Source organism: Kluyvera sp. EC_51 (genome assembly GCF_019584505.1).
GTDB lineage: Bacteria > Pseudomonadota > Gammaproteobacteria > Enterobacterales > Enterobacteriaceae > Kluyvera > Kluyvera sichuanensis.
Genome location: NZ_VDAG01000013.1, coordinates 51646 through 76469, shown reverse-complemented (window position 1 = coordinate 76469; position 24824 = coordinate 51646). Strand labels below are relative to the sequence as shown.

The window sequence follows — 24824 nt, the reverse complement described above, 5'->3', positions numbered from 1 at the left end:
ATAACGCTTGCTTACTATGACCGGAAAAGCCGTAGTATTATCCGGATAGACTAGGAAAGTGTTACCTATGTTCCCGGTCTGAAGTGTTACCTATGTATCCGGTCGTACATGCGCTTGGCCGGGCTACCGGCATCATGTAGCCCGGGCGAGGCGTTCACGCCGACCCTGGGGCGGTTCGGAGCCTACTGCTGCGCCTTATCGCTCGCCGGAATAATCGGCGGCTTCCCGGTTGCCGCTCGCTTGCGGTTGATCTCATCCAGCACCAGCCGATAGGCAATGTAATACTTATAAATATTGCCAACGTAGGTCACCGTCTCCGCACCTATCTTCTCGGCGGCCAGATTCTCGACGTTGCCAAACCAGACGTTCGGATTAAAACCGCGCTTCTGCGTCTCTACCCGTAAACGCGCAATCCGCGCCGGGCCCGCGTTATAAGAGGCAAACGAAAACAGTGCCTTATCCAGCTGCGTCATCGGTTCGTCACCGTAGTAGCGGTCGATCATCCAGCGCATATACTTCACCCCGGCGTGAATATTGGGGTCGAGCTGTTTGATATCGCCGACCTTCAACTCCTTGCCAGTTTTCGGCATCACCTGCATCACGCCGATGGCCCCGACGTGGCTGCGCACCGATTGATTTAACCGCGATTCCTGGTAGCCCTGCGCCGCCATCAGCAGCCAGTCAACGTCATAGCGATCGCCATATTTTCTGAACACCTCCACCATCTTCAGAAACTTACGCCGTTCTTTTTCCGCCGCCGCGTTCTTCACGTATTTCGCACTTTTCAGGTAGCGTAGCAGCAGCGTATTGCCCAGCGTGCTGCCCTGGCGATTATCTTTCACAAAGTCGTTAAGTTCAGTGAGGAGCTTGGGATTATCTTTGCGCACCGCCCAGGCGATGCTGCCGTTATCGCGCAGCACCACATCCTCATGCACCTGAATTTTGGGGAAGACCTGCTGCCAGAAAACCGCCTTGTGATGATCAACCACCGTCAGCGGGATAAGCCCGGCGTTGAGCATCTCCAGCAGATCTTCATCCTCCAACGCCTCCGGGGCGGCTTTGATGATGACCGGTGGTTTTGCCGCTTTGACGAACTGCGCGTTGAGCGCGGTCAGGCTCTCGTAATAGCTCGACGATTTACGCACAAACACCGTTTTTCCGGAAAGGTCATCCAGGTTGTTGACCTGCGGTGACGCGGGGCCGGAAATCAGCAGCTCCTTGATATCGTTATAGATAGGATCCGTAAAGGCAACCGCCTGCTGGCGGGACGGAGTGATGGTCAGGTTAGCGGCGGCGATATCGCCTTTCCCCTCGTTGAGCGCGGTAAACAGGTTATCGCGGGTCACCGGCACAAAAATAATCCGCACCTTCAGATGCTTCTGCTTAAGCTTCTTATCCTTTGCTAGCTGTGCGTTCAGGCTGCGCTCAAAGGCGGCGAAAATATCGTGCGTCGCGCCGCGCTGCTGTCCTTTGTCGATAAAAAAGAAGGTTTTACTGTAGGTGGTTAAAACGCGAATCACGCGACGGTCAAGCATGCCGGGCAGATCGCCTTTCCAAGGCTGCATGATGCTTTCGATATTCACTTCCAGGGCATCGCTTTGTTCATCCGGTTTGGGGTCGGCATAAGCCGGGGTGGATAGCAGCAGGGCGCTTAAACAGACGGTAATGAGGCGATGAAAAGGGATGGCGTTCATGGTGCGGCACTCCGCAAGGCGCATCCGTCAATTTTAGTAGAACATGGCTAAAAAACCTGGCAGGAGTGTGGCTTTTTCAGGCCGTCGGAAGCCGCTATCTGGTTAGCATTGATGGCAACCGCTACAATGCACATTTTGTGCCATGGAGAGACATGATGACCAGCCTGAATCGGATGCTGTCGGTACTTGACCTGTTCACTGCAGAACGCCCCGTGTGGGAAGCCGACCGTATCGTGGAAGCGCTGGGATGCTCCACGCCAACCGGCTATCGCTACCTGAAAGAGCTGATGCACGCTGGCCTGCTGCAGCGCTTTAACGGTGGCTATTATGCGCTGGGGCCGCGCATCACTCTGCTGGATTATGTCATCCGCAGCACCGACCCGCTGCTGGCAGCCAGCATCCCGCAAATGCGTGAGCTGGTGAAGCAGACGGGCTGTCATTGCACGCTCTCCAGGCTTGATGGCGATGTGTTTCTCGACCTGCATCACGAGTCCTCGACTCAGGAAATTGCGTTGATTTACGGCCGAGGCCGTCCGCGCCCGATGTTTTCCGGCAGCGCGCCAAAGGTGGTGATCGCCAACCAAACCTCGAAGCAGCAGCGTGGGCTGTACGAACGTTTTCGTGAAGAGGTTCTGACGGCAGGATTAGGCGAAACGGAAGAGGCGTTCCTGAAACGGATGCTGCAAATTCGCAAAGCGGGCTGCTACCGTGCGGATGAAGAACTGGCGGCGGGGGTGTCATCGCTGTCGGTGCCGCTGCGTTTTGCGCCAAAAGAGCACTGCGCCGCGCTGGCGCTGGTCTCATCGACTCAACATTTTGCGCAAAGTAGCTTGGGTGAATGGCAAGATTTGCTTAAAAGGGCAGCTCAGCGTATCTCCGCTGAGCTGGGCAAAAGGAGCGTTGATATGGAAGAAGCCTGCCGTTAGCGGCAAAGAGCCCATCCGGAATTGCCGAGTTCTATCCAGGTATAGTAGGGGTGAAAACCTCCAGGTGAAAAACCGGAGCGACCGACATATTCGATGTATAGGCGGTAGCGGTTTCCTGTGATGCGCTCTACAGAACCTCTGTAATCCCAGTATCTATCGCTAGAGCATAAGTATGAGCCGATATCGGCTTGTGATTTGATTTGCCGATCGTTACTAATGTTGTTGTTCCGTATTACTGACGCATCCCTGTTTTTTACTAATTCAATTTCAATGTCGTTAATGGGTGCTGAGCCATTAGGTCCGGCAACATGATTCATTATATATTTTAGATAGGGAATGGAATCGGATGGAGATGACGGTGATGCTGCCAACTTACTGATTTAGTGTATGATGGTGTTTTTGAGGTGCTCCAGTGGCTTCTGTTTCTATCAGCTGTCCCTCCTGTTCAGCTACTGACGGGGTGGTGCGTAACTGGCACGGCTGGGACGGAAGTCGCTGTCGTTCTCAAAATCGGTGGAGCTGCATGACAAAGTCATCGGGCATTATCTGAACATAAAACACTATCAATAAGTTGGAGTCATTACCGGAGATGACTTAATTAATCTGAGTAAAAATCTATTGTGCATCTCATAACTTTGACCATAAGGTTCAGCGGTAAAGGTAAAGTCATTACCATCTTTTTTACACCGAATATATCCGCCTGGGTCATTTATATAGTTAAACTCTGTTTTATACCCTTCAGCAAGACAATAATCATTCATCTTTTCTATAAAGTGACCGGCAAAAGTAAAATCGCGTTTACGCACTTCAGCGCCATAGGATTTTACTGGTCCACTTAACGGTAGTAATGAAGTGCCTGCTAGCTCAGTGGCATACAGCATAGGGGTGAGGTGGGTGTTGTTATTGTACTGTGGCAAGCTATTTTGCGCACAACCAGAGATACACCATACGGCAATCAAAGATGAAAATTTCATTCTGTCCAGGATCATCACCGACTTCCTATTGTTGTGGTTTTAAGATGAAGGGGGATTCTATTCTTACACTATATTCATGTGAGATAACGTTGTTTATGTTGTTTTTATGATTTGAGGATTTTTAATTAAAATTAGATATACCTTCAGCATTTCTAATTTTAATTCAGGAGCGCGTTTTTGGATAGAGGGGATGCGGGTAATAATAAAAATCCCACTATATTTTAGTTATAGTAGGATTTTATTCTAATGCAGGGATTTAGATGTGCAGCAGATAGGTAAAATGGCCTTTAGTAGAGCGCGACCGGCCATTCTGGCGGCTTCTGGCTCATCACTTCAACCATCACATCTTTGATATTGTTAAAGATAGTGGATATCTCGACTAGGGTAATCCCTAATAAACTGGTGGCGAACCAGCAGGCGGCGGCCAGGCCCAGCATGCTGCAAATAGCGCCCAGGCCGATGTAGTCGGCTTTACGGAGTTTGATTTTCAGGGTACTAGCGACGAACATCAGCACGGCGCTGGTTAACGGCCAGCGTAACAGCGTAACGCCTGCGGTAAGTGAAAGCATGGGACCTTTTCCTCAGAGATAAACAACAAGCTGCCCTGACAGCACTTGTGTAATGAGGCACTGGGCGCTCTGGCTATCTAAAGGCATTCACAAATTGAGTGAAACAGTGTTTCTGTTTCATTTCATTGTGTGAACTATATCACGTTTGTTGTTTTATTCACCAGAGGTAAACGCAGGATTTTTGTCAATCCAATAACCATTTTTAAAGTATGGATAAGGCCGCCACACGCGGTGCAGCGGCCTGAATGCGGATTAAGCGGAGATCTGGTGGCGGTAGTCCGTCGGCGTGCGGTCGAACTCGCGGCGGAATACGCGTGAGAAGGTCTGTTGCGAAACGTAGCCGAGATCCATGGCGATATCAAAGATAGGCCGCTGGGTGGTGCGTAGCGCCTCTGCGGCAAGCAGCAGGCGTCGCTGGCGGATGTAGTCACCCAGCGTCTGATGCATCACGGTGCGGAACATTCTTTGCAGATACCACTTCGAGTAGCCGGACTTACGGGCCACGATGTCTATATTAAGCGGTTGATCGATATGTTCATCTATCCATTCAATTAGCGTTTGAATAATTTCCCGATGGGACATAAGGCTCTCCCCGTTGTCTATTTTTGCGTCGATTTCTGTTCTGTCGGCGAGTATAATTCCTCAAGTTAACTTGAGGTAAAGCGGATTATGGAAAAAAAGACGACGCGCATAAAAACGCTGTTATCACCCGGTGAAGTAGCGAAACGAACTGGGGTTGCGGTCTCTGCGTTACATTTTTATGAAAGCAAAGGGCTGATCCACAGCACACGCAACAGTGGCAATCAGCGGCGCTATAAGCGCGATGTGCTGCGCTATGTGGCGATCATTAAAATTGCCCAGCGCCTCGGCATTCCGCTGGCGACTATCGGCGACTCGTTCAGCGTGCTGCCGGAAAACCATACCCTCGGGCCAAAAGACTGGAAGCATCTCACCACCCAGTGGCGCGAAGAGCTGGATAAACGCATCCACGCCATGGAAGCGCTGCGTGACCAGCTTGACGGCTGCATCGGCTGCGGCTGTATGTCGTTGCGCGACTGCCCGCTGCGTAACCCCGGCGATAAACTGGGGGAAGAAGGGACCGGGGCGCGTTTGCTGGAAGAAGAATAATCCTTATGCATTCCTCTCTTGAGAATTGCGACATTTTTGCCATAGAAATGTTGCCGGATTGCGCATGGACGATAACGTTTGCGCATGGGTTGAGCAATTCTTCATCGGCATTCGTTAATTTTCATAAACCAGGGCAAACTTCTGTTGAAAAAAGGGGCATAAAAGCCAGATAATCGTTTGCCTTCAAATTTCGGACGCATCTTACGCCGAAAATGAGCGGGTCAACCTTATCTCGCACACGCCGAGGGTAAGGAATTCCGAATATCGTTTTGTCTGCGCGGAGTTAATCGTTTGCTTTTTTGTGGCTCCCCTATTGCCGCAAGTAGCACATGGAGATGACGCTTAGCTGGAAGTGGATGTTCCACCACGCAGACGAACGAATGATAAAAACTCTCAGGGGATGTTTTCTATGTCTACGCCTTCAGCGCGTACCGGCGGTTCTTTAGACGCCTGGTTTAAAATTTCTGCACGTGGTAGCTCCGTTCGTCAGGAGATTGTCGCCGGTCTCACTACCTTCCTGGCGATGGTTTACTCGGTGATCGTGGTGCCGGGCATGCTGGGTAAAGCCGGTTTCCCACCGGCTGCGGCCTTCGTGGCGACCTGCCTGGTGGCCGGTGTCGGTTCTATCGTGATGGGCCTGTGGGCAAACCTGCCGCTGGCGATCGGCTGTGCGATCTCACTGACCGCCTTCACCGCCTTCAGCCTGGTGCTGGGCCAGCACATCAGCATTCCGGTTGCGCTGGGCGCGGTATTCCTGATGGGTGTACTGTTTACCATCATTTCTGCCTCCGGCATCCGTAGCTGGATTTTGCGCAATCTGCCGCAGGGCATTGCGCACGGTACGGGCATTGGTATCGGCCTGTTCCTGCTGCTGATCGCCGCGAACGGCGTTGGCATGGTAGTGAAAAACCCACTGGACGGCCTGCCGGTTGCGCTGGGTCAGTTCGATAGCTTCCCGGTCATTATGACGCTGGTCGGTCTGGCGATGATCATCGGTCTGGAGAAACTGAAGGTACCGGGCGGCATTCTGCTGACCATCATCGGTGTCTCCATCGTCGGCCTGATTTTCGATCCCAACGTGCACTTCTCCGGCGTGTTCGCCATGCCATCGCTGAGCGATGACAAAGGCAACTCGCTGATCGGCAGCCTTGATATTATGGGTGCGCTGAACCCGGTTGTGCTGCCAAGCGTACTGGCACTGGTGATGACCGCGGTGTTTGACGCCACCGGGACTATCCGTGCGGTAGCCGGTCAGGCAAACCTGCTGGATAAAGACGGCCAGATTATCAATGGCGGCAAAGCGCTGACCACTGACTCCCTGAGCAGTGTGTTCTCGGCGGTTGTGGGCGCATCCCCGGCAGCGGTCTATATCGAATCCGCAGCGGGTACGGCGGCAGGCGGTAAAACGGGTTTAACGGCGATCACCGTCGGCATCCTGTTCCTGCTGATTCTGTTCCTCTCCCCGCTCTCTTACCTGGTTCCAGGCTATGCCACCGCACCTGCGCTGATGTACGTCGGCCTGCTGATGCTGAGCAACGTGGCGCGCATCGACTTTAACGACTTTGTTGACGCGATGTCCGGGCTTATCACCGCCGTGATGATCGTGCTGACCTGTAACATCGTTACCGGCATCATGATTGGCTTCGCGACCCTGGTGATTGGCCGCGTGGTTTCTGGCGAATGGCGTAAGCTGAACATCGGCACCGTGATTATTGCGGCGGCGCTGGTGGTGTTCTATGCGGGCGGTTGGGCGATTTAATCTCGCCACTGCCGTACAAAAAACCCGCCTGATGGCGGGTTTTTTATTTGTAGCCCGGCCAAGCGGAGCGCCGTCGGGAACGGTTCGGAACCTGCCCCGGCGGCGCTCCGCTTGGTCGGGCTACGCGTCCGGACTTTTTTTCTATTTTCAGCCACCTCTCGTTTCCTTTTGCGTTAATCTGGGTAACGTAAACTCGGAAGCACGACGCTTCATGTTTTGAATAATAAGACAACGCTGTAAACAGGGAACGCATGGAAATATTCTTTACCATACTCATCATGACCCTTGTGGTTTCGCTCTCTGGGGTGGTTACGCGCGTAATGCCCTTCCAGATCCCACTTCCATTAATGCAAATCGCCATCGGCGCGCTGCTGGCGTGGCCGACGTTTGGTTTGCACGTTGAATTTGACCCGGAACTGTTCCTCGTTCTGTTTATCCCGCCGCTGCTGTTTGCCGACGGCTGGAAAACGCCGACCCGTGAGTTTATTGAGCATGGGCGAGAGATCCTCGGGCTGGCGCTGGCGTTAGTGCTGGTGACGGTGGTGGGGATTGGCTTCCTGATCTACTGGATTGTGCCGGGTATTCCGCTGATTCCAGCCTTTGCGCTGGCTGCCGTGCTGTCGCCGACCGATGCCGTGGCGCTCTCCGGGATTGTCGGTGAAGGGCGCATCCCGAAAAAAATCATGGGGATTCTGCAGGGCGAGGCGCTGATGAACGACGCCTCTGGCCTGGTGTCGCTGAAGTTTGCCGTCGCGGTAGCGATGGGCACGATGGTCTTTACCGTCGGTGGCGCCACGGTGGAATTCCTCAAAGTGGCGATTGGCGGCATCCTGGCGGGCTTTGTGGTCAGCTGGTCATACGGTCGCTCAATGCGCTTCCTCAGCCGTTGGGGCGGTGATGAACCCGCCACGCAGATTGTGCTGCTGTTCCTTCTGCCGTTCGCCTCTTACCTGATCGCCGAACATATCGGGGTGTCCGGTATCCTCGCGGCGGTAGCGGCCGGGATGACCATCACCCGTTCCGGCGTGATGCGCACCGCGCCGCTGGCGATGCGTCTGCGTGCCAACAGTACCTGGGCGATGCTGGAGTTTGTGTTTAACGGCATGGTGTTCCTGCTGTTGGGTCTGCAATTGCCGGATATCCTCGAAAGCTCGCTGGTAGCGGCAGAGGCTGACCCGAACGTCGAAACCTGGATGCTGTTTACCGATATCATCCTGATTTACGCGGCGCTGATGCTGGTGCGTTTTGGTTGGCTGTGGACGATGCGTAAGCTGAGCCAACGCTTCCTGAAAAAGAAACCGATGGAGTTTGGTTCGTGGACCACCCGTGAGCTGCTGATCTCTTCCGTGGCCGGTGTGCGCGGGGCGATTACCCTTGCTGGTGTGCTCTCCATCCCGCTGCTGCTGCCTTCAGGCGACGCCTTCCCGGCGCGTTATGAGCTGATCTTCCTGGCTGCGGGCGTGATTCTGTTCTCGCTGTTTGTCGGGGTGATCGCGTTGCCGATTCTGCTGCGTCATATTGAGTCGAGCGATAACGTCCAGCAGCGTAAAGAAGAGCGCCTGGCGCGGGCCGCAACGGCTGACGTGGCGATTGTCGCCATCCAGAAAATGGAAGAGCGTCTTGCTGCGGATACCACCGAGAATATCGATAACCAGCTGCTGACCGAGGTCAGTTCACGTGTGATTGGTAACCTGCGTCGCCGTGTCGATGGGCGTAACGATGTAGAAACCTCAATGCTGGAAGAGCAGCTTGAACGCCGCTTCCGCCTTGCGGCGCTGCGTTCCGAGCGCGGGGAGCTGTACCACTTGCGTGCGACGCGCCAGATCAGCAACGAGACTTTGCAGAAGCTGCTGCACGACCTCGACCTGCTGGAAGCGCTGTTGATTGAAGATGCGTAGTTAAGCTCGGCGCCGCCCCGGCTACGGTGATATATCGTAGCCCGGGCGAGGCGTTTACGCCGACCCCGGGGATGGCACCATATCTACTCCGGCACCTTAAACCCCTCGCAACACTTCAGCCACGCCTGGGCGCTGTGAGACAAATAGACCCCTTCCCGCCAAATCATCCCTAACTGCCAGCGCAGATCGCTCTCCAGCGGCAGCCAGCGCAGGGTTTTCTCATCAAGCCTGCGGCAAATCGGCTCAGGCAGAATCGCCACGCCAACGCCCGCCTGGACCATCGCGGCGAGAAAATCCCACTGTCCGCTTCGCACCGCAATGCGCGGCTTGACGTTGTGACGCGCAAACAGCTGCATCAGCTGGCGGCTAAGGGCGAAATCTTCGTTGTAGATAAGCAGAGGGTGGGCGGCGAGCTGCTGTGGTGAAACCGAGGTCTGTTCCAGCCAGTCGCCGGAGCGCGGCACCAGTACGCAAAGGGGGTGGCTGAACAAGAGCCGGGTAGTGAGTGCGCTTTCTTCTTCCACCGGCAGCGCCGTCATCGCCAGATCCAGCTCGCCGTTCATTACCGCCTGCTGCACGGTCAGGCCGCCGCCTTCGGAAATTTTCAGCTCCACGCCGGGATAGCGCTGGCGAAACAGGCTAATCGGCCCGGCCATCAGCATGCCAACCATCGGTGGAATACCGAGGCGCAGCACGCCTTTGTTGAGATGGTTAATGTCGCTAAGTTCGGCTTCCAGCTGGCGAAATTCGTCGAGGATAGCCAGCCCGCGATCGAACACCACCTGCCCGGTATCGGTCATCAACAACTTGCGGCCATCGCGAATAAGCAGGGTGCAGTTTAGCTCGTCTTCCAGATTTTTGAGCATCTTACTGATGGTGGGTTGCGTCACGAAGAGCTTCTCCGCCGCGCGGGTAAAGCTCTGCTGACGAACGACTTCGACAAAGTAGCGCAGCGTTCTGATGTCCATGATTATGCCTCTTAACTATGCTACCGATGAGTTTAATTCATTTTTGTCATCATCGTTGCCTCACTATACTGTGCCTCTCTCATTTTTTCTGGACATCCCTCCATGGCTGAGGCCTTAGGGCGCGTTGTGCCCTCCGTTTTAAACCGTCTTCAGGTTCCGGTACAGGTTGTGCTGTACGCAGGTCTGTTTGTGTTTGCTGACTATCTGGTGAACCGGTAGCATCTGCCGCTGCCCGCTAATCTGGTGGGTATGGTGCTGCTGTTGGCGCTGATTGTCTGCCATATCGTGCCGCTGAAATGGGTTCGCGCCGGGTCGCGCTGGCTGCTGGCGGAAATGCTGCTGTTCTTTGTGCCGGCAGTGGTGGCGGTGGTGAACTATGCCCAACTGCTGATGGTCGACGGCTGGCGGATTTTTGTGGTGATTGCGCTGAGCACGATGATGGTGCTGGCGGCGACCGCATGGGTGGTCGATAAGGTTTATCGCTACGAACTGAAGCGGATGCGCCATGAGTAACTTTCAGCTGAGCGTGCTGTGCCTGGTGATTACGCTGGTGCTCTACTTTGCCAACAAACGCCTCTATCGCCGCTTTCGCAAGCTGCCGCTGATGCCGCTGGTGCTGACCCCGGTGTTATTGGTGCTGATGCTGGTGTTCGGCCATATCTCCTATCAGAACTACATGGGCGAAGCGCACTGGCTGCTGTGGCTGCTCGGCCCGGCGACCATTGCGTTTGCGGTGCCGGTGTACGACAACCTGGCGATCATCAAACGCCACTGGATGTCGCTGTCGGCGGGGGTGATCACGGCGACGGTAGTCGCGGTGACCAGTTCGGTGTGGCTGGCGCGGCTGTTTACGCTGCCGGATGAAATCCAGCGTAGCCTGGCGGTGCGCTCCATCACCACGCCGTTTGCCCTGGCGGCGGCGAAATCCCTCGGCGGCCAGCCTGAGCTGGTGGCGCTGTTTGTGGTGGTGACCGGCGTATTCGGTATGGCGATTGGTGACGTGCTGTTCCTGCGTTTATCCATTCGTGAAGGGATGGCAAAAGGCGCGGGCTTCGGCGCGGCATCGCACGGTGCCGGGACGGCGCGCTCCTATGAGCTGGGGCCGCAGGAAGGCGTGGTGGCGAGCCTGGTGATGATGCTGTCCGGCGTGGTGATGGTGCTGGTGGCGCCGTTAGTGGGCTGGATAATGTTCTGATGCTGCTGCCGGGTGGCGCTGCGCTTACCCGGCCTACAAGGGCGCAATCCCGTAGGCCTGATAAGCGACGCGCCATCAGGCAAAACTAGCGATTCAACCGCCGCACAATGCGCTCCACCTGCTGGCGGAAATCGGCGACTACCTCTGCAGTCGTCTGCTTACCGAGGTCCAGTTTCTCGCGGGCCGAGGTAAACTGATCGATAACCTGCAAATCCTCAATATACGGCGTGGCGACAGCGGTGGTGTGCAGCGACTGCGCCTGGCGCAACCCGGCGACGACCGGGTCATTCGGATCAATCTCCCCTTTTTCGGTCAGCAGCGTTTCTGCCGCCTTGTTCAGCGGAATACCGCGCTCCAGCCCCAATGCCTCCACCGACTGCGGGTCGCTGACCAGGAAGTTCAGCAATATCGCCGCCTCTTTCGGATGTTTGGTCGACTTCGCCACCGAGAACATCTGCGACGTTTTAAAGTAGACGCCGGACTCGTCCGTTCCCGACTGCATCACGTAGTCGCCGAGCACCAGTTTCGCCGGTGGCGTCATGTTGTTGGCAAACATCCGGATGGTGATGTTCCAGGTGAACAGACCGCCCCATTCGCCGTTAATCCATGGCTTCATCTCATACAGATTGCCCTTGCCGTAGGCGGAGAGCGTTTTCGGTGACGGCAGCACGTGGTCATCGCTCAGCCGCTTCACAAAGTTGAAGGCCTCAATCCACTGCGCCTCATCCCAGGCAAACTTACCGTCGCTGTTAAACATCGGTTTCTGGTGTTTCTGCATCATGTAGGCGTTGAGCAGCAGAATCACGTCCTGATCGACCATGGTGTACGGATAGTAGTTGTTGCCCAGTTTCTGCTGGAATACCTTCCCGGCGGCAAAGAACTCGTCCCAGGTTTTAGGATAGGCCAGCCCGGCTTTTTGCCAGGTCACATCGTTATAGTAAAAGACCGGCGCGTTGACTGAGATAGGCAGACCGTTGAGCTTGCCTTTGACGGTGGTGGACTGCAAATCTTTGGCCTGATACTGGCTGAAATCAAGCTCGCCCTTGAGCTTATTGAGGTCGTAATAGCCTTCGCCATTTTTGGAGAAGATGATCAGCCACGGCCAGTTGGTCTGCATCACGTCTGGCTCGGTGCCGCTGGCCATCTGGGTGGTCAGGCGTGAGAGGTGCCCATCCCAGCCGGTGTACTCGGCCTTCACTTTAATATCAGGATACTTTTTCTCGAAGGCTTCCAGCGCTTTCAGCGTCGCCTGGTGGCGGCTATTGCCACCCCACCACGACATGCGTAATTCAACGGGCTGTTGCGCCCAGGCAGAGGTACAGGAAAATAACAGCGATGCGATGACACCTGAAACGAGTTTATTCATTATTTGTCTCCAGGATAGAGGCATTAATAGCGTTATTAAACAGGTGAGTAACAGCAAAATACTGACCAGTCACTCCGGCGCAGCCTCCCTGCCGCGCCGGAAAGCATGCGGCTTAACGTTTTGTCAGACGGGAAACCAGTTCAAACTCCTTAAAGTTCACCGGGCGCTGCTGCTGCATCGAAATGTTGCCCGCAATACCGGTGAGGATAGACATCGCCCCCGCGCGGTGGTCGGCGGCGCGCTGCAGCGGGTCGTTGCCCGGCTCGCCGAACAGGTCCGCCAGCATGGCGTTATCGCCGCCGCCGTGGCCGCCTTCACCGAGGTTAAATTCCGCTTTCCACGGCTCGGCAAACATCGGGAAGACGGTGATATCACACTGCTCCAGGCTGCCTTCGTTTTCGCGTTTGCCACCGGCGTTGACGTAGGATTTCTCGACGATCTTCATCTCCAGACGGCCTTCGGTGCCGTTAAACACCACGTTCAGCCCTTCCCACGGCAGATAGGCGTTCAGCGAGTAGGTGAGCTGCACCTGGTTCTGGTATTTCACCAGCACCGACATGGTGTCTTCGATGGTGATGCCGTCGCTGAACACGCTCTGGTCGCGGAAGTAGTTATCTTCGTGCTCGGCGTCCAGATACAGCGCTTTCAGCTGTTCGTTGTCCGCCATATTCAGCGCGAACGGGTCGTCCTTCGCTTCGGCAAAGCCGTGGGTGCGCGGGTAGAACCGGCTGACGCCGCGCTTCTCGGCGTTCTCTTTGCCGTAGAACTGCAGGCTGCCTTCGGCGTACACGCGCTCCGGATAGCTTGCCAGCCAGAAGTTCATCAGGTCGAAGTGGTGGGTCGATTTATGTACCAGCAGGCCGCCGCTGTTGCGTTTTTCGCGGTGCCAGCGGCGGAAATAGTCCGCGCCGTGCTCAGTATTGAGCAGCCACTCGAAGTGAACGGAGGTGACGTTGCCAATCACGCCCTGCATCAGCAGCTCGCGTACCTTGCTGTGGTGCGGCGCATAGCGATAGTTGAAGGCCACACGCACGGTGTGCCCGGTCTCTTCGATGGCGTCCAGAATACGCAGCGCGCGCTTCTCGTCGATGGTCATCGGTTTTTCGGTGATCACATCGCAGCCCGCGTGCAGCGCCCGAACGATATAGTCGTCGTGGGTGCGGTCCATGGTGGTGACGATGACGATGTCCGGGCGGGTTTCGCGGATCATCTCTTCAAACTGCGCCGCTTTCCAGGTAGATACCGGCTCGGCTCCCTCTTTTTGCAGCAGCGTATTGGCGTAATTCATTCGCGTCTGGTTGGTGTCGCAAAAGGCGACCATTTTGGCGTTATTACGCCAGGTTCCACCAATAGCGGAAATATATAAACCTGCACGACCTCCAGTCCCGACCAACGCATATTTTTTCATGACATCCTCGATTAATATATCAACACCAAAATCAGCAAGGCGACGCAATGAAACGTATTCCGCATCAATTGATGGAGCTGAACAGCACTTTTATCTGGCACTGGCCCTGGTTTATTCAGGGCGTTAAAAGCGCGAAACAGCACGGTTTCACCGGCATCATCCTGCACCAACAGGAACTGCTTTCCATTCTTGCGACGCCCTCGCCGTTGAGTCCGAAACTCCACGTCGAGAACCTTATTCATCAGCAGCATTACGCGTTGCAGTATTTAAAACGCGTTGACCGTTATCTGGCGGAAAATAACCTTTCGTTCTGGTTACAGGGGGAAGCGGCGCCTAATGACGACATTATTAAGCGTAAATTTCCCGAACTGACCTTCGACGAAAGAAGCGCGCCGGATTTCTGGCAGCAGTTTTATGCCGCGATACTGCATCCGCTATTGCCGTCGTTGCCACATCTCAGCGGCATGATTCTGAGCCTGACCACCCCGGACTTTCAGACCGCTCGCTGGCAGCAGAGCCTGCACGATGTCTGGAGCCTGCTGCGCGCCCAGGGGAAAAAGCTGGTGCTGCGCGACTTTATTGATGACAGCTGGCCGCGCCAGCAGCTTTCCAACATTCTTGCTCGGCTCTCGGACGACGTTCGCGCCTCTATCAAAGCCACCGAACTGGACTATCATCCCGGTTTTGCCAACCACCCGCACATTGCGACGCTGCCGGGGCATAAAAAATGGATCGAGTACGATCTTTTCGGTACAGGCTACGGCTGGACCGCGCTGCCGTGCTATCTGGCCGATGAAATTAGCGGCCGCCTGAGCTGGGCGCTGAGCGCCGCCGAAAACGAAATTGAGGCCATTACCTCTCGCGTGAGCTGGCAGTGGCTGCCCGATAGCCGGGTTATGGACTCGGCCAACGCGATTAATCTCTTTGGGCTGTCTGCCGCCAACCAGGTTGACGACTCTGCGCCATCAGCCTTCGAACGCTGGGCCGCGCATCAGCAGCTTGGCTTTCGCTCGACGCAGGATAAACATCAGCTCTCTGCCATCGTCCACGCCAGCTACGACTGGCTGTGTAAAACGCCGAACTTCCTCGGGCGGCGGTTGCACTACCAAAGCCAGATCCCGGAGAGCCTCTCTCAGGCGCAGCAGTTGCTGCATATGGACACCCGCAGCGCCAACTGGATGCACGCCTGGCAGCCCTTAATGCCGACTGACGACCCGGCGCTTGGCAAAGAACAGCGCGAGCGGGTGACGCTGGAGAAAGAGGCCGCCTGCTTCCTCGCGACCCGCACGGTGCAAAATCTGCGGGAGCTGATGCCGCGAATTACCTGCCCGGACGACACGCTGGAGGTGCTGCTAGCCGCCTGGCGTAGCGCGGAAATCTACAGCCAGATGTTCTCTCCCGTCGCGGCGGCGGTGACCGACGCCCTGTGGCTGGATCACTATGGCCCGCAAAGCCTGCCCGCCGACACGCTGCAAAAGCACCAACAGCAGCTACTTCGTTATGCCGATACGCTGGAACGTTGGCTGGTGAACCCGCCCGCCAGCGGCCCGCTGTTCTTGCCGCTGCTGTTAAGCCCGGAGCGCTTAACCCGCTTTGCCAGAAGCCTTGAGTAAAGAATAAAAAGCGCGGCGAGCGTTGTCTGTAAACGTCGTAGAGGTAAAACCGGGGATTGGCGTGAAAACGGGAAAAGTGTGATGGCCTTTGCGAATCGCAGATAAAGCTTGTGATGCGCATCGGCTTTTTTCGTTTTAGCGACGTGATAAACGTCACCTAAAGGGGGAAAAAATGTGATCCCCGACCAGGCGGCCGGGGAGGGGATTTTAGTGTGCGCGGCCCTGGTCGATGCCCAGACCGGTCTGCGAACGGATGAACTGCGCGCGGAACTGCTCGCGTTCACGATTACCTTCTTCGGAGTTATCGGTGGCAGAGAAGAACCAGATACCGATAAAGGCGATGGCAATAGAGAACAGCGCCGGATACTCATACGGGAAGATAGCCTTCTCGTGGCCGAGGATCGTCACCCAAATGGTTGGGCCAAGGATCATCAGTACCACCGCCGTCAGCAGGCCCAGCCAGCCACCAATCATGGCGCCACGAGTGGTCAGTCTTGACCAGTACATGGAGAGCAGGATGATTGGGAAGTTGCAGCTTGCCGCGATGGAGAACGCCAGGCCCACCATGAACGCGATGTTCTGGTTCTCGAACAGAATGCCTAGCAGAATCGCTACCACGCCCAGCACCAGCACGGTGATTTTTGAGACCTTCAGCTCTTCACGTTCGGTCGCGCCTTTCTTAAAGACGTTGGCGTACAGGTCGTGAGAAACCGCCGAAGCTCCGGCCAGCGTCAGGCCGGCGACCACCGCCAGAATGGTGGCGAAGGCGACCGCAGAGATAAAGCCGAGGAACAGGTTACCGCCCACGGCATCGGCCAGGTGAACCGCCGCCATGTTGTTGCCGCCAATCAGCGCGCCCGCCGCGTCTTTAAACGCCGGGTTCGCCCCGACCAGCATGATCGCGCCGAAGCCGATGATAAAGGTCAGGATGTAGAAGTAGCCCATAAAGCCGGTCGCGTAGAACACGCTCTTACGCGCTTCGCTGGCGTCGCTGACGGTGAAGAAACGCATCAGGATATGCGGCAGGCCCGCAGTACCAAACATCAGGCCGAGACCCAACGACAGCGCCGATATCGGATCTTTCACCAGCCCGCCAGGGCTCATGATGGCCGCGCCTTTCGGGTGTACCGCCATCGCTTCGGTGAACAGGTTGTTGAAGCTAAAGCCGACGTGTTTCATCACCATAAAGGCCATGAAGCTGGCGCCGAACAGCAGCAGTACCGCTTTGATGATTTGTACCCACGTGGTGGCGAGCATACCGCCGAACAGTACGTACATCACCATCAGCACGCCAACCAGCACCACGGCGACGTGGTAGTTGAGGCCGAACAGCAGTTCGATAAGCTTACCGGCACCGACCATCTGGGCGATCAGGTACAGCGCGACTACCACCAATGAGCCGCAGGCGGAGAGCATACGGATTGGCCCCTGCTTCAGTCGGTACGAGGCGACGTCGGCAAAGGTGTAGCGGCCGAGGTTACGCAGGCGTTCGGCAATCAGGAACAGAATGATTGGCCAGCCGACGAGGAAGCCGAGCGAGTAGATCAGCCCGTCGTAGCCGGAGGTGTACACCAGTGCGGAGATACCGAGGAACGAGGCCGCTGACATAAAGTCACCGGCAATCGCCAGCCCGTTCTGGAAACCGGTGATGTTGCCGCCAGCGGTGTAGTAATCGCTGCGTGAACGTACGCGCTTTGAGGCCCAGTAGGTGATGTACAGCGTCAGCATGACGAAAATCAGGAACATGATAATCGCCTGCCAGTTGGTCGGCTGGCGCTCAACGTGTCCGCTAATCGCATCGGCCGCGTTGGCTGCGAAAGGAAGTGTGGCGGCCAGCGCCGTCAGGACTTTCTTCATGATGCTTTTACCTCACGCAGTACGGCCTTGTTCAGGCGATCGAATTCATTGTTGGCCCGCCAGACGTAGACGCCGGTCAACAAGAAGGAAATGACGATAATGCCGATCCCAATCGGGATGCCGCGCGTGACGCTGGTGCCCGGATGTAGCGGCGTGCCAAGCCAGCCAGGGGCAAAAGCGATGAGTAAAATAAAACCGACGTACACCACTAACATGATCAGCGATAAGAAGGTGGCAAACCGTTGCCGTTTTTCGACGAGCTCCCTGAAATGCGCACTATCTTCTATCTGCTGACAAATTTGATCATTCATCACAGAGTCTCCAGAGGTTTTTTACGTAGTGTTTTTTGTTGTGCAAATCAGAACCAGAACACCGTACTGTTCCTTTCTCCGAACGGAAAAAGGATCGGGCGAGGGGCGGTGTACGGCGGTGCACCCTCACCCCGACCCTCTCCCGGTGAACAGGAGAGGGGGAAGTCTGCCCTTATGACGGCATCGTGATGGCCTGCTTCTCTTCCAGCAGTTTGTCCACCACGCCCGGATCGGCGAGCGTAGAGGTATCGCCCAGGTTGCTGGTGTCGCCAGCGGCGATCTTGCGCAGAATACGGCGCATGATCTTGCCTGAACGGGTTTTTGGCAGCGAGTCGGTCCAGTGCAGCACGTCCGGGGTTGCCAATGGGCCAATCTCTTTACGGACCCAGTTGCGCACCTCGGTATACAGCGCTGGCGTCGGCTCTTCGCCGTGGTTCAGCGTGACGTAGGCGTAAATCGCCTGGCCTTTAATGTTGTGCGGAATACCAACGACGGCGGCTTCGGCAATTTTCGGATGCGAAACCAGCGCCGATTCGATTTCTGCGGTTCCTAAGCGGTGGCCGGAGACGTTCAGCACGTCATCGACGCGGCCGGTGATCCAGTAGTAACCATCTTCATCACGACGCGCGCCGTCGCCGCTGAAGTACATGTTTTTGAAGGTGGAGAAGTAGGTCTGCTCAAAGCGCTCATGGTCGCCGAACAGGGTACGCGCCTGGCCCGGCCAGGAGTCGGTAATCACCAGGTTACCCTCGGTCGCCCCTTCCTGCGGATGGCCTTCGTTATCAACCAGCGCAGGCTGCACGCCGAAGAATGGACGGCTGGCGGAGCCGGCCTTCAGCTCGATAGCACCCGGCAGCGGGGTGATCATAAAGCCGCCGGTTTCGGTCTGCCACCAGGTGTCCATCACCGGGCATTTTTCGTTGCCGATCTGCTTCCAGTACCACTCCCAGGCTTCCGGGTTAATCGGTTCGCCGACGGAACCCAGAATGCGCAGGGAAGAGCGGTCGGTTCCCGCAGTGGCTTTATCGCCTTCCGCCATCAGTGCACGAATCGCCGTCGGTGCGGTATAGAGAATGTTGACCTTATGCTTGTCCACCACCTGGCACATACGCGCCGGGGTAGGCCAGTTTGGCACGCCTTCGAACATCAGCGTCGTCGCGCCGCAAGCCAGCGGGCCGTACAGCAGATAACTATGACCGGTGACCCAGCCCACGTCGGCGGTACACCAGTAGATGTCGCCCTGATGGTAGTCGAAGACATATTTAAAGGTCGTTGCGGCGTACACCAGGTAACCGCCGGTAGTGTGCAGCACGCCTTTCGGCTTACCGGTGGAACCGGAGGTATAGAGGATAAACAGCGGATCCTCGGCGTTCATCTCGGCAGGCTGATGCTGGTCGCTGGCGGTTTCCATCAGGTCGTGCCACCACAGGTCGCGGCCTTCATGCCAGTCGATATTGCCGCCGGTGCGCTTGAGCACCACCACGTTTTCGATGGTTTTGACGTTCGGGTTTTTCAGCGCGTCGTCGACGTTTTTCTTCAGTGGTACGTTGCGCCCAGCGCGAACGCCTTCGTCAGAGGTGATCACCAGACGAGAGTTGGAGTCGATGATACGACCGGCAACCGCTTCCGGTGAGAAGCCGCCAAAGATAACGGAGTGGATGGCACCGATACGGGCGCAGGCCAGCATCGCCACCGCCGCTTCCGGCACCATCGGCATATAGATAGCCACCACGTCGCCCTTTTTCACGCCCAGCGACAGCAGGGTGTTGGCGAAGCGACACACGTCGCGGTGCAGTTCGCGGTAGGTAATGTGTTTGCTTTGGGAGGCATCGTCGCCTTCCCAGATGATGGCGGTCTGGTCGCCACGGGTCTCCAGATGACGGTCCAGGCAGTTTGCTGCCAGGTTCAGGGTGCCGTCTTCGTACCATTTGATGGAGACGTTGCCAGGGGCAAAGGAGGTGTTTTTAACTTTGGTGTAAGGCTGCATCCAGTCGAGGATTTTTCCCTCTTCACCCCAGAACGCATCCGGGTTGGTGACAGACTGGTGATATTTGGTCTGGTATTGCTCCGGGTTTATCAGGCAGCGTTCTGCAATATTTGCAGGAATAGAGTGTTTGTGAATTTGGCTCATGCTTTTTTTCTCCTTGTAAGATGTTAATAATATGTCTCATAAAAGTTAATGACAGAGGGAGAAGACGCTTTGTTTACTATTTGCGCGGCAGATCACGCAATATTGGAATTGTTCAAATAACGTTCATTTGATTCTTTGAACAAAAATAATTCCGCAGGGGGATTTATAGAAAAATACCGATTTTTTCTTTTTTTATAACAAAAGCTTATAAATAATTACTGGTAGAAATCAGCGGTAATATGGATTTAGGCAGTGAAAAGCCCTGTTCTGAAAGGGTTGCGCGAGACACCGTGCAGATGATACTGATAATGCGCGTTAAAAACCTCTAAAAGTAAACGCAACACAAATCACCCCCTTTCAAATGGATACCATTCCGGTTTGGCATGGTATTTTTCATTGAGGAAGTCTGCAGTTATGAAAAAAGCTCGAATCAGCCTGGCCTGGCAAATTCTGATTGCCCTGGTGCTGGGTATTATTCTCGGTAGTTACCTGCATTATCATAGCGATAGCCGCGACTGGCTGGTTATGAATCTGTTATCACCTGCTGGCGATATATTCATCCACCTGATTAAAATGATTGTGGTGCCGATCGTTATTTCTACGCTGATCGTGGGAATAGCCGGCGTCGGCGATGCAAAACAGTTAGGACGAATTGGCGCAAAAACCATCATCTATTTCGAAGTGATCACCACGGTAGCGATTATTATCGGTATTACCATGGCGAATGTCTTCCAGCCTGGATCAGGGATCGACATGTCACAGCTGGCGACGGTGGACATTTCGAAATACCAAAGCACCACCGCCGAAGTGCAAAGCCATGCGCATGGTCTGATGGGCACCATCCTGTCGTTGGTGCCAACCAATATCATCGCCTCGATGGCGAAAGGCGACATGCTGCCGATTATCTTCTTCTCGGTGCTGTTTGGTCTGGGGCTCTCCTCGCTGCCTGCCACCCACCGCGAACCGCTGGTTACGGTGTTCCGTTCGATCTCTGAAACCATGTTCAAAGTCACCCACATGGTGATGCGCTACGCGCCGGTTGGTGTATTCGCGCTGATCGCCGTGACGGTGGCGAACTTCGGTTTCGCCTCGCTGTGGCCGCTGGCGAAGCTGGTGCTGCTGGTGCATTTCGCTATCCTGTTCTTCGCGCTGGTGGTGCTGGGCATCGTGGCGCGTATCTGCGGGCTGAGCATCTGGATCCTGATTCGTATCCTGAAAGACGAGCTGATTCTGGCATACTCCACCGCCAGCTCCGAGAGCGTGCTGCCGCGCATTATCGAGAAGATGGAAGCCTACGGCGCACCGGCTTCTATCACCAGCTTCGTGGTGCCGACCGGTTACTCGTTTAACCTTGATGGTTCCACGCTGTACCAAAGCATCGCGGCTATCTTTATCGCGCAGCTGTACGGTATCGACCTCTCCATCTGGCAGGAAATCGTGCTGGTGCTGACGCTGATGGTGACCTCAAAAGGGATTGCGGGCGTGCCGGGTGTCTCCTTCGTGGTACTGCTGGCGACGCTGGGCAGTGTCGGTATTCCGCTGGAAGGTCTGGCATTTATTGCCGGCGTTGACCGTATTCTCGACATGGCGCGTACCGCGCTGAACGTGGTGGGTAACGCGCTGGCGGTGCTGGTTATCGCCAAGTGGGAGCACAAGTTTGACCGCAAGAAAGCGCTGGCGTATGAGCGCGAGATGCTCGGCAAGTTTGATAAAACTGCCGATCAATAAATAGAACAATAATGCCGGGCTTGCCCGGCATTATTGTTTTTGGGGACGGTGCAGATCCCGGCGGCGCTTCGCTTGGCCGGGCTACAGTAACGTAGCCCGGGCGAGCGCATGCGACCCCGGGAAAAAACTACTCCGCACTCACCTTATCAAACTCTTCGCACCCGGTATCAAACCCTTCCGTGCAACTCAGGTTCAACCACTGCAATGCTTTCTGTTTGTTCTGCGGGATAAACCCTTTCTCGCCGCTCAGGAACATCATCCCGGCCCAGTACTCGGCATAGCCGGTGCGAGAGAGTGCGGAACTGTTTTTGAAGTAGTCCGTCGCCTTTTCGTCATCTTCCTTCACGCCCACGCCGTTGGCGTAAATCAGCCCCAGCAGCATCTGCGCATCCACCGCGAAATCGCTCTCGGCGTTCATTGATGCCTGCTGGAGTAGCGTAATCGCCCGCGGGTAGTCGGTTTGCCCCGCCTGGCTGTTGATAAGAATACGCGCCAGGATCACTTCACCGGCACGGCTGCCCGCCTTGACGGCTTTCTCGGCCAGCGCTTTGGCTTCGGTATAGTCGAGGCTTACCGGGTTAGTGATTTTAATCTGCGCCAGCAGGGCGCAGGCATCGGCATCGCCGCTGTCGGCGGATTTTTGTGCCCAGAATTCAGCTTTACTCAGGTCGCCGGAGCTAAACCAGGTATCGGCCAGATAGTATTGCGCCCGTGCGTCTCCCGCTTCGGCGGCTTTCAGGTATTGGCTGCCCGGCTCGTCGGCGTACGCTGACAGCGCCGTCAGGCATAACCATAATAATGCAAAAAGTCGTGTCATCTTATTATGTAGGTAGTCGAGGAAGGGGGCAGTATAAAGAGATTGGCAGGATAAAAAAACGCCCCCGAATGGGGGCGTTGAAACGAGTCCGCTTAGCCCATTGCGCTTTCGCGCAGTCCGGCCTTCAGCTTCGTATACTCATCAATAACATACTGCTCAGCGGCACGCTGGTCGGCAATCGGCTCAACGTTCACGGCGCAGTATTTATACTCAGGCGTTTTGGTAATCGGGCTTAAGTTCTCGGTTACCAGCTCATTACAGGCCCCAATCCACCACTGGTAGGTCATGTAAATCGCGCCTTTGTTCGGACGATCGCTCACTGCGGCACGGGTGATGACGCGGCCTTTGCGGGAGTTCACCCACACTAGCGCTTCATCTTCAATGCCTAAACGCGCCGCATCAGCGGTGTTGATCTGGGCATAGCCCGGTTCATCCGCCAGTGCTGCCAGCGCCGCACAGTTACCGGTCATCGAACGGCAAGAGTAGTGGCCGACTTCGCGCACCGTCGACAGTACCATCGGATACTCTTCGGTCAGCTTGTCGATTGGCGCTACCCAGTCGCAGGTGAAGAACTGCGCCATACCGTTCGGGGTGTCGAACTTCTCTTTAAAGAGGTAAGACGTCCCCTGATCGGCATCGCCGGTATCACGGCAAGGCCACTGGATATAGCCCAGCTCGCCCATTTTCTCGTAGGTGGCACCGTAGAAATCCGGGCACAGATTACGCAACTCATCCCAGATTTCCTGGGTGTTGTTGTAGTGCATCGGATAGCCCATGCGGGTCGCGATTTCACTGATAATCTGCCAGTCGGTTTTCAGATCCCACTTAGGCTCAACGGCTTTATAGAAGCGCTGGAAACCACGGTCAGCGGCCGAGAAGACGCCTTCATGCTCGCCCCATGACGTAGACGGCAGGATGACGTCTGCGGCAGCAGCGGTTTTGGTCATGAAGATATCCTGGACGATAACCAGTTCCAGATCTTCGAAGCCTTTACGTACCGCGGAGAGCTCTGCGTCGGTCTGTAATGGATCTTCACCCATAATGTACGCGGCGCGAACTTCGCCATGCCCGGCACGGTGCGGCAGTTCGCTGATGCGATAGCCGGTATGTGCTGGCAGGCTTTCTACGCCCCAGGCTTTGGCGAATTTCTCGCGGTTAGCCGGATTGTTCACGTACTGATAGCCCGGATAGGTATCCGGCAGTGCGCCCATATCGCAGGCACCCTGAACGTTGTTCTGACCGCGAACCGGGTTCACGCCCACGCTTGGCTTACCGAGGTTACCGGTCAGCATGGCGAGGCTGGTCAGCGAACGGACGGTTTCCACGCCCTGATAGAACTGGGTAACACCCATGCCCCACAGGATGGCCGCGCTTTTTGCACCGGCATACATACGCGCACACTGACGAATTTCCTGCGCGCTGACGCCAGTAATCGCTTCGACGGACTCCGGCGTATAGCCTTCGACAATCTTGCTGTACTCTTCAAAACCTTCGGTACGGCTGGCGACGAACGCTTTGTCGTACAGGTTTTCTTCAATAATGACATGACCTATGGCGTTGAGCAGCGCGATATTCGAGCCGTTTTTCAACGCGATATGCATATCGGCAATGCGCGCGGTTTCAATTTTGCGCGGATCGCAGACGATGATTTTCGCCCCTTTACGTTTGGCGTTAATCACGTGATTCGCCACGATAGGGTGGGAATCAGCCGGGTTGTACCCGAAGATAAAGACTAAGTCAGTGTCATCAATTTCGTTGATGGCATTGCTCATTGCGCCGTTACCGACCGATTGGTGCAGACCTGCAACCGAAGGGCCGTGTCAGACGCGTGCGCAGCAGTCGACGTTGTTAGTACCAATCGCCGCACGCGCAAATTTTTGCATGACGTAGTTTGTTTCGTTACCCGTTCCGCGTGAGGAACCGGTAGTCTGAATGGCATCCGGGCCGTATTTCGCTTTGATCGCGCTCAGGCGATCGGCCACGTAATTCAGCGCTTCGTCCCAGGAGACGGATTCCAGTTTGCCGCCACGTTGGCGACGGATCATTGGGGTTTTCAGGCGTGGCGTCAGGATCTGGGTATCGTTAATAAAATCCCAGCCATAATAGCCTTTCAGACACAGGGTACCCTGGTTGGTTTTCCCCTGAGCCGCCTCTGCCCGGACGATTTTTCCGTTATCGACCACCAGGTTGATTTTGCAACCTGATGCGCAATACGGGCAAACCGTGACGACTTTTTTCATCGGTCTCGCTCCAGTTAATCAAATCGCGCATACGCGCTGTCGCCCTCAGTATGCATCTTTTATGCCACTTTTTTATTTTGGGCATTCCCTGATAATACGGCTGATTTTTGGACAAAACGCTGACGAAAAACAGGCTGTCGTCATATTTGACGTGTCGAAGGGAAAAACGGGTGACGTTGTTGGGAGGAGAACCGATCCCGGAGTCGGCGCTGGCGCGCCTCGTCCGGGCTACCTGATATGGG

At 55.6% G+C, this 24824-nt stretch carries 19 protein-coding genes and 3 pseudogenes; 10 read left to right on the top strand and 12 right to left on the bottom strand.

Annotated features, from left to right (window positions below; genetic code table 11):
• Positions 1-182: 182 nt before the first annotated feature.
• Positions 183-1694: a transporter substrate-binding domain-containing protein gene (locus FHC49_RS04925; protein WP_370631751.1), complete on the bottom strand. Its 1512-nt coding sequence runs from the start codon at positions 1692-1694 to the stop codon at positions 183-185.
• Positions 1695-1846: 152 nt separating this feature from the next.
• Here FHC49_RS04925 and FHC49_RS04920 point away from each other — a divergent pair, with 152 nt between their 5' ends.
• The 3 genes and pseudogenes from FHC49_RS04920 to FHC49_RS04915 all read left to right on the top strand — a co-directional run.
• Positions 1847-2620 (top strand): IclR family transcriptional regulator, encoded by a 774-nt coding sequence (locus tag FHC49_RS04920; RefSeq protein ID WP_220438998.1) that lies wholly within the window; start codon positions 1847-1849, stop codon positions 2618-2620.
• Between the two features lie 412 nt (positions 2621-3032).
• Positions 3033-3101: pseudogene (locus tag FHC49_RS24605) on the top strand (IS1 family transposase); the annotation flags it as partial.
• Positions 3092-3190 (top strand): annotated as a pseudogene (locus FHC49_RS04915) (IS1 family transposase); the annotation flags it as partial. The pseudogenes FHC49_RS24605 and FHC49_RS04915, both read left to right, overlap by 10 nt.
• Here FHC49_RS04915 and FHC49_RS04910 read toward each other — a convergent pair.
• From FHC49_RS04910 to soxS, 3 genes are all read right to left on the bottom strand, one after another.
• Entirely contained in the window at positions 3184-3609 is a 426-nt protein-coding gene (locus tag FHC49_RS04910) for a hypothetical protein (protein WP_220438997.1), read from the bottom strand. The pseudogene FHC49_RS04915 and the gene FHC49_RS04910 sit on opposite strands and share 7 nt — an antisense overlap.
• A gap of 272 nt (positions 3610-3881) precedes the next feature.
• Positions 3882-4163 (bottom strand): YjcB family protein, encoded by a 282-nt coding sequence (locus FHC49_RS04905; protein WP_220438995.1) that lies wholly within the window; start codon positions 4161-4163, stop codon positions 3882-3884.
• Positions 4164-4415: 252 nt separating this feature from the next.
• On the bottom strand, positions 4416-4745 hold the full coding sequence (soxS, locus tag FHC49_RS04900; protein WP_185668463.1) for a superoxide response transcriptional regulator SoxS: 330 nt from the start codon (positions 4743-4745) through the stop codon (positions 4416-4418).
• 87 nt (positions 4746-4832) lie between these two features.
• Between soxS and soxR the strand changes: the two genes are divergently transcribed.
• From soxR to FHC49_RS04885, 3 genes are all read left to right on the top strand, one after another.
• Entirely contained in the window at positions 4833-5291 is a 459-nt protein-coding gene (soxR, locus tag FHC49_RS04895; RefSeq protein ID WP_185668464.1) for a redox-sensitive transcriptional activator SoxR, read from the top strand.
• 409 nt (positions 5292-5700) lie between these two features.
• Positions 5701-7050, top strand: coding sequence for an NCS2 family permease (locus FHC49_RS04890; RefSeq protein WP_220438993.1), 1350 nt, complete (start codon positions 5701-5703; stop codon positions 7048-7050).
• A 251-nt stretch (positions 7051-7301) separates the two neighbouring features.
• Positions 7302-8948, top strand: a complete 1647-nt coding sequence (locus tag FHC49_RS04885) for a Na+/H+ antiporter (RefSeq protein ID WP_185668466.1) — start codon at positions 7302-7304, stop codon at positions 8946-8948.
• An 83-nt stretch (positions 8949-9031) separates the two neighbouring features.
• Here FHC49_RS04885 and FHC49_RS04880 read toward each other — a convergent pair whose 3' ends face one another.
• Complete coding sequence (locus tag FHC49_RS04880) at positions 9032-9916, bottom strand: LysR family transcriptional regulator (protein ID WP_185668467.1); 885 nt, start codon at positions 9914-9916, stop codon at positions 9032-9034.
• Positions 9917-10018: 102 nt separating this feature from the next.
• Between FHC49_RS04880 and FHC49_RS04875 the strand changes: the two are divergent.
• Both FHC49_RS04875 and FHC49_RS04870 read left to right on the top strand, forming a co-directional pair.
• Positions 10019-10429, top strand: a pseudogene (locus FHC49_RS04875) (CidA/LrgA family protein).
• Positions 10422-11111, top strand: coding sequence for an LrgB family protein (locus tag FHC49_RS04870; RefSeq protein ID WP_220438991.1), 690 nt, complete (start codon positions 10422-10424; stop codon positions 11109-11111). Before FHC49_RS04875 ends, FHC49_RS04870 begins: the two are co-directional and overlap by 8 nt.
• A gap of 85 nt (positions 11112-11196) precedes the next feature.
• Here FHC49_RS04870 and FHC49_RS04865 read toward each other — a convergent pair whose 3' ends face one another.
• The gene (locus tag FHC49_RS04865) at positions 11197-12480 is read right to left on the bottom strand and encodes an ABC transporter substrate-binding protein (protein ID WP_370631752.1); all 1284 of its coding nucleotides are present in this window, start codon (positions 12478-12480) and stop codon (positions 11197-11199) included.
• A 109-nt stretch (positions 12481-12589) separates the two neighbouring features.
• Entirely contained in the window at positions 12590-13885 is a 1296-nt protein-coding gene (locus FHC49_RS04860) for a Gfo/Idh/MocA family protein (protein ID WP_220438988.1), read from the bottom strand.
• 47 nt (positions 13886-13932) lie between these two features.
• On the opposite strand from FHC49_RS04860, the gene FHC49_RS04855 reads away from it, so the two are divergent.
• The gene (locus FHC49_RS04855; RefSeq protein WP_220438986.1) at positions 13933-15498 is read left to right on the top strand and encodes a hypothetical protein; all 1566 of its coding nucleotides are present in this window, start codon (positions 13933-13935) and stop codon (positions 15496-15498) included.
• Between the two features lie 207 nt (positions 15499-15705).
• Here FHC49_RS04855 and actP read toward each other — a convergent pair whose 3' ends face one another.
• From actP to acs, 3 genes are all read right to left on the bottom strand, one after another.
• On the bottom strand, positions 15706-17355 hold the full coding sequence (gene actP, locus FHC49_RS04850; protein WP_185668473.1) for a cation/acetate symporter ActP: 1650 nt from the start codon (positions 17353-17355) through the stop codon (positions 15706-15708).
• On the bottom strand, positions 17352-17666 hold the full coding sequence (locus FHC49_RS04845) for a DUF485 domain-containing protein (protein WP_106928512.1): 315 nt from the start codon (positions 17664-17666) through the stop codon (positions 17352-17354). The genes actP and FHC49_RS04845 overlap by 4 nt, the downstream gene beginning before the upstream one ends.
• Before the next feature lie 172 nt (positions 17667-17838).
• Complete coding sequence (gene acs, locus FHC49_RS04840; protein WP_220438984.1) at positions 17839-19797, bottom strand: acetate--CoA ligase; 1959 nt, start codon at positions 19795-19797, stop codon at positions 17839-17841.
• Positions 19798-20211: 414 nt separating this feature from the next.
• On the opposite strand from acs, the gene gltP reads away from it, so the two are divergent.
• Positions 20212-21525, top strand: coding sequence for a glutamate/aspartate:proton symporter GltP (gltP, locus tag FHC49_RS04835; RefSeq protein WP_185668475.1), 1314 nt, complete (start codon positions 20212-20214; stop codon positions 21523-21525).
• 127 nt (positions 21526-21652) lie between these two features.
• Here gltP and FHC49_RS04830 read toward each other — a convergent pair whose 3' ends face one another.
• Both FHC49_RS04830 and fdhF read right to left on the bottom strand, forming a co-directional pair.
• Positions 21653-22342: a tetratricopeptide repeat protein gene (locus tag FHC49_RS04830; protein WP_185668476.1), complete on the bottom strand. Its 690-nt coding sequence runs from the start codon at positions 22340-22342 to the stop codon at positions 21653-21655.
• A 92-nt stretch (positions 22343-22434) separates the two neighbouring features.
• Complete coding sequence (gene fdhF, locus FHC49_RS04825; RefSeq protein ID WP_220438982.1) at positions 22435-24582, bottom strand: formate dehydrogenase subunit alpha; 2148 nt, start codon at positions 24580-24582, stop codon at positions 22435-22437.
• Positions 24583-24824 lie beyond the last annotated feature (242 nt).

Excerpts from the sequence above, each read along its gene's own strand:
- soxR (WP_185668464.1), top strand. The coding sequence starts at position 4,833 with ATGGAAAAAAAGACGACGCGCATAAAAACGCTGTTATCACCCGGTGAA.
- FHC49_RS04880 (WP_185668467.1), bottom strand. The coding sequence starts at position 9,916 with ATGGACATCAGAACGCTGCGCTACTTTGTCGAAGTCGTTCGTCAGCAG.
- FHC49_RS04890 (WP_220438993.1), top strand. The coding sequence starts at position 5,701 with ATGTCTACGCCTTCAGCGCGTACCGGCGGTTCTTTAGACGCCTGGTTT.
- FHC49_RS04830 (WP_185668476.1), bottom strand. The coding sequence starts at position 22,342 with ATGACACGACTTTTTGCATTATTATGGTTATGCCTGACGGCGCTGTCA.
- FHC49_RS04870 (WP_220438991.1), top strand. The coding sequence starts at position 10,422 with ATGAGTAACTTTCAGCTGAGCGTGCTGTGCCTGGTGATTACGCTGGTG.
- FHC49_RS04860 (WP_220438988.1), bottom strand. The coding sequence starts at position 13,885 with ATGAAAAAATATGCGTTGGTCGGGACTGGAGGTCGTGCAGGTTTATAT.
- actP (WP_185668473.1), bottom strand. The coding sequence starts at position 17,355 with ATGAAGAAAGTCCTGACGGCGCTGGCCGCCACACTTCCTTTCGCAGCC.
- FHC49_RS04925 (WP_370631751.1), bottom strand. The coding sequence starts at position 1,694 with ATGAACGCCATCCCTTTTCATCGCCTCATTACCGTCTGTTTAAGCGCC.
- FHC49_RS04910 (WP_220438997.1), bottom strand. The coding sequence starts at position 3,609 with ATGATCCTGGACAGAATGAAATTTTCATCTTTGATTGCCGTATGGTGT.
- FHC49_RS04845 (WP_106928512.1), bottom strand. The coding sequence starts at position 17,666 with ATGAATGATCAAATTTGTCAGCAGATAGAAGATAGTGCGCATTTCAGG.
- soxS (WP_185668463.1), bottom strand. The coding sequence starts at position 4,745 with ATGTCCCATCGGGAAATTATTCAAACGCTAATTGAATGGATAGATGAA.
- acs (WP_220438984.1), bottom strand. The coding sequence starts at position 19,797 with ATGAGCCAAATTCACAAACACTCTATTCCTGCAAATATTGCAGAACGC.
- FHC49_RS04855 (WP_220438986.1), top strand. The coding sequence starts at position 13,933 with ATGAAACGTATTCCGCATCAATTGATGGAGCTGAACAGCACTTTTATC.
- FHC49_RS04885 (WP_185668466.1), top strand. The coding sequence starts at position 7,302 with ATGGAAATATTCTTTACCATACTCATCATGACCCTTGTGGTTTCGCTC.
- gltP (WP_185668475.1), top strand. The coding sequence starts at position 20,212 with ATGAAAAAAGCTCGAATCAGCCTGGCCTGGCAAATTCTGATTGCCCTG.
- FHC49_RS04905 (WP_220438995.1), bottom strand. The coding sequence starts at position 4,163 with ATGCTTTCACTTACCGCAGGCGTTACGCTGTTACGCTGGCCGTTAACC.
- FHC49_RS04920 (WP_220438998.1), top strand. The coding sequence starts at position 1,847 with ATGATGACCAGCCTGAATCGGATGCTGTCGGTACTTGACCTGTTCACT.